This window comes from Halobacteriovorax sp. (assembly GCF_041587335.1).
Lineage (GTDB): Bacteria > Bdellovibrionota > Bacteriovoracia > Bacteriovoracales > Bacteriovoracaceae > Halobacteriovorax.
In genome coordinates this window covers 1-4,586 of the sequence record NZ_JBFGYP010000177.1, presented here as the reverse complement: position 1 = coordinate 4,586, position 4,586 = coordinate 1, and the positions used below count along the sequence as shown (strand labels likewise).

Annotated in this window: 6 protein-coding genes; 4 read left to right on the top strand and 2 right to left on the bottom strand. The window is 34.0% G+C overall.

All coding sequences use genetic code 11. From position 1 onward, the window contains the following. The coding region (locus ABX784_RS15590) for a pseudouridine synthase family protein (RefSeq protein WP_372655989.1) at positions 1-841 on the bottom strand (841 nt) is incomplete at its 3' end. Next, complete coding sequence (locus ABX784_RS15585) at positions 825-1,478, bottom strand: RluA family pseudouridine synthase (protein ID WP_372655988.1); 654 nt, start codon at positions 1,476-1,478, stop codon at positions 825-827. The genes ABX784_RS15585 and ABX784_RS15590, both read right to left, overlap by 17 nt. Before the next feature lie 153 nt (positions 1,479-1,631). Between ABX784_RS15585 and ABX784_RS15580 the strand changes: the two genes are divergently transcribed. The 4 genes from ABX784_RS15580 to ABX784_RS15565 form a co-directional block, all read left to right on the top strand. After that, entirely contained in the window at positions 1,632-2,057 is a 426-nt protein-coding gene (locus ABX784_RS15580) for a DUF4186 family protein (RefSeq protein WP_372655987.1), read from the top strand. A gap of 56 nt (positions 2,058-2,113) precedes the next feature. Continuing rightward, the gene (locus tag ABX784_RS15575) at positions 2,114-3,004 is read left to right on the top strand and encodes a cation diffusion facilitator family transporter (RefSeq protein WP_372655986.1); all 891 of its coding nucleotides are present in this window, start codon (positions 2,114-2,116) and stop codon (positions 3,002-3,004) included. A 45-nt stretch (positions 3,005-3,049) separates the two neighbouring features. Next, positions 3,050-3,391, top strand: a complete 342-nt coding sequence (locus ABX784_RS15570; RefSeq protein WP_372655985.1) for a hypothetical protein — start codon at positions 3,050-3,052, stop codon at positions 3,389-3,391. A gap of 77 nt (positions 3,392-3,468) precedes the next feature. Continuing rightward, positions 3,469-4,586: TolC family protein (locus ABX784_RS15565; RefSeq protein ID WP_372655984.1), on the top strand; the 1,118-nt coding region annotated here is incomplete at its 3' end.

The window sequence follows — 4,586 nt, the reverse complement described above, 5'->3', positions numbered from 1 at the left end:
TTATCTTGTAAGCGTGTAGGAGAGTTCTTCCATCTGATTTCTTTCCGTATATACTGTCTCCAACTATAGGATAACCAAGCTCACTTAAGTGAACACGTATTTGATGGAGTCTCCCTGTTTCTGGAGTCGCCTCAATTAACGTTTTACCATCAATATGGCCAATCTTTTCAAATTTAGTTTTGGCTTCTTTTCCACCAGAGTTAGTGCTTTTAACCTTCATTTTATTACCTGGGTCTCTGTCTAATTTATTTATTATGACAGTGTCTTTAAACGAGTTTTCTGGATCATCAACTAGTGCAAGGTATGACTTTTTTATGATCTTTTTTTCAAATAACTCTGTGAAGTATTTGTTGAAAGACTTTTTCTTACAGAAAACTAATATTCCACTCGTTTCAAAGTCGATACGATGGTGTAAGGCGATGTATTTTTCTTTATGTGGTCCACTTATATATCTTGTCATTGCTGCTAGAAAATTGTCTTGAGTAGAGTCGATAGTTGCATTCGATGAGATACTTGCAGGCTTATTTCCGATTAAAAAGATATTCTCTTCGTGAAGAATCATGTCTGATGTGACTTTTATAGTTTCTTTAACTGGTAGGGACCAGTTTCTGAGTTCTGCTTTTGTAATAGAAACAGTAAACCTCTCATCTCTTCTTAGCTCATACTCTGCATCTGTTATTGCGTTACCTTTTACTTTAATTCTTCTTTGTTTTAGTAAACTATTAAAATCTGCTTTTTCCAGAGAAAGTGAGAAGTCCTCTCTTAGAGAATTCTTTAAATTATTAAATAGAGAGTCGTCTTTAAATGCTTTAAGCTTTAATATCTTATAGAAATTTTTCAATTTCTTCTCCCATGATTGTATCGAAGTATAAAGGTGCCTTCGCTTGAAATGATTCTGCTAGACCATCTATTTCAATATCAAGTCTATAGGAGTGTAGGGCCATGTTAGTAAAGTTATACTTACTCTTTATTAGTTTTTGATATTTAGAGTCACCATATCGCTTGTCTCCAATAATTTCTAATTTATGAATAGCGCAATGTCGTCTAATTTGATGTGTTCTTCCTGTCTCAATTTGAAAAAGAATTAAGGAGAAATACTTATTAGCATGTACCAAGCTCCAGTTTGTGATGCAGCTCTTTAATTCAGACTTCTTTCCTCTTGGATTTTTAAACCCTTCCGCCTTATCGCTTAAAGGATCTGACCAAGTTCCAGAAGGGACTTGAGTTTTTCCACGGCAGACGGCTAAATAGTATTTCTTTGATCTTGAGAGGGATGTTTGAAGGGATGCAACTTTCTCTGAAGTTTTAGCAAGTAGGAGTAGCCCACTTGTGTCTTTATCAATACGGTGTGCAGGAATAGTTTCTATATTTTTTGATTTAAAGTATTCAATAACGCTTTCTGAATCATTGTGAACACTAGTCCCACTGGGCTTGTTTATAATGAGCCATGACTCGTTGTCCTTAATTACTTTTATCATAATTATATATGTCACACTCTTTGAGATTTCGCAATATAACGCTACATCATTAATGATCTAAGTATGAGAAATATATAAGAAACTCTTGACTTTTATTGCTATCATCTAGACTCTACTATATCATTTATTAAAGCATTTAAGAGAAGCTGTTCATTGAAAAACCATGCAAGTGAGAACATTTATTTTACAGATATATTTAGGAGACTAGGTTGCTCTAAGGTATGTTGTAAGTTCAAGCTTAAAGATGAACAATGGGAGTATCTGGCTAAAAGAGGTTTTGATACTATTTTGCTAGAGGGAAGGTCCTTAATAGTAAAAATATTTAATGAGGATTCTCTTTCTCACTCTTGTAAAGTAGCTCCAGTACAAACTCATCCAATCTATATTGCTCTACATGCCACAGGAACTTGTTGTCGATCTTCGCTAGAGAAGTGGCATAAGATTCCAAAATCAAAAGAATTAAAAGAGAAAGACATTTTCTATATTCTTCTTGTTGTTAAAGAGTGGATCATTAGACAAGAGAAACCAAGTCATCTCATTAAGTCTGAAAAGTCACAATTAAGCCTCTTTTGCAGTTAAGTGGCAAAGTCTACTTTTCCTTAGGCATATGACCAAAATCAATCTACAATTTTTATATGTCGAACTGTCACCACCATCACCATAATCACTCTGGAAGCAAGAATATTTTAATTGCTTTCGTACTTAACTTCTCCTTTGCAATAATTGAATTTATTGGAGGGTATCTAACCAATTCAATGGCGATATACTCTGATGCTTTACATGATTTGGGAGATAGTTTTGCTTTACTAATGTCTTACTTCTTAGAAAAATTTTCTAAAAAAGGAAGTGACCAGAAGTACACATATGGCTATAGAAGGTTTTCACTACTGAGTGCTTTTATAAACTCAATAATTTTACTTGCCGGTTCAATCTTTGTTATTAGCGAATCATTCGAAAGATTACTTGCGCCTGAACCTGTTGTTAGTGAAGGGATGTTTGCTTTAGCTATTTTAGGAATTATTGTAAACGGAGTTGCAGCCTACAGAATGTCCAAAGATAATGGAATCAATCAAAGAATGGTTATGCTGCATCTAATGGAAGATATTCTAGGATGGTGTGCAGTATTAATTGTTAGTGTCGTTCTGTACTTTAAGCCTTGGTATATTTTAGATTCAATTCTTTCTATTCTAATCTCTCTTCTAGTTCTTAAAGGTGTCTATAAGGGACTTAAAAGAATTGTGACTATACTTATGCAGGCCTTCCCGAAAGACCTAAGTATGGATCAAGTTAAAGAGGAATTGATTAAAATTGAAGGTGTTGAAGATATTCACTTTATTCAAGGTTGGTCTATGGATGAAGAATCTCACTCTTTAACTTTTCATGTCTCTGTGTCCGATGAATTAAGAGTAAGAGAACTAGATAAACTTAAATTGCTAATAAAGTCTGCTTTATTCGATATGAAAGTATCAAACTCAGTAATTGAGTTCGAAGGTGTAGGGCATAATTGCGACCATGTTTCAAAATGAGCTTTATGCTTGACTCAAACGATATCTGGAGAGTAGATTGAATTAATGATTAATTATCTACTCGCTACATTCTTCATCTTATCGCTTTCTTTTGCAGGTTCTCTTGAAACTGTAGATTGTCACGATGAGGTAAGTGGTGAGAGTATATCCTCAAGTACAGTTTTATCTATTTCTGTAACTCATGATCATCAAAGAGAAGAGGGCTGTAAGGATAAAGCAGACCATTGCATACATCACTGTTCAGGTATTCACAATCTCCTTCATTTTAGATCTCCTGTAACGTTTTCAGATCAAGAAATCAGGAACATTTATTTACAGTGGTCTTACCAACACGATTATAGCGAGCCTCATCTGGACTCGGCCAAGAAACCACCTTTATTCTCATAGTATAAACAATCTAATACATTAACTTTTTTATTAATAATAATTGAAAATTATTAGGACTTAATATGTATATCTTAAAAGTGAAGTTAGCATTAGTTGCACTACTTGTTAGTTCAGGTGTCACAGCATCTAATTGTAGGATTCAAGACTCTAATGAGTTAATTAAAATAATTAAAGAAAATCATCCCGAAATAAAATACAATGAAAGTTTAGGACAAGCATTCTCTGAAAGGTTAGGCATCGCTAAGCAGCTTCCTAATCCTGAGTTAGAGGCATCTAGAGAGCAAGGTAAGTCACTAGAGGGTTCAACTAAGAGAACATCCTTAGGTCTCATCTTTCCAATTGAAGTTGGTGGTAAGAGAGAAGCAAGAAAAGTTCTCGCTATCAATGCAATTAGTAAGAATAAACAAAACCTTAGATTAAGTAGTGAAGATGCTTTTATAAAGTCCATTCTAAACTCATATAGGTTGAGACAAATTCATGAATTAATACCACTACTGTCAGAGGCGGAGGAGTCTCTTAATAAAATTTTATTTATCAAAAGAAGTAGAAAAACACTATCTCCTGAAGAAGAAGTAGAAAAAGAGACTTTAAGTTTAGCAACAAATGATTATCGTTTAAAGATTGCTAGACTTATTTCTGAGAGGGAAAGAATAACTAGTGAGATTACTCTCTCAATTGGAACTGATTGTAGTATCTCATTAAATTCACTTCCAGCGACTGTAGATTTATCTGAAACTTTTAATAAAGATATAGGCTTTGATAAATCAGCTTTATTTCAGCAAGCGCAAGGGTCTGTAGCAGTTGCTAGAGCTAAGAAGGATTTGGCAAGCGCTAATAGTTATCCTGACTTTAAAGTAGGTCCAACTATAGAGTTTGAACAAGTAGGTGGCAGTAATTTCAAAACATATGGTGTCTCACTAACAATGGAACTACCAATACTCAACTTAAACTCAGCGGAAAGAAGAAGTGCAGCAAGTGAGTATAAGTCATCTTTATTAAACCAGAAACATATCAATAGGCATATCTCAATAGAGCTTAATTCTGAGATTGAAAAATACAATAGGTATAAAAAATCTTTAAATACTATTGCTAACAAGGCCGAGTTAGAGAGAAAACACACACGAATTGAAAAGCTCTTTAAGAGGGGAGTTATTTCTACATCTATGATTATTGAGTCTCATAGGCAATTGATTGA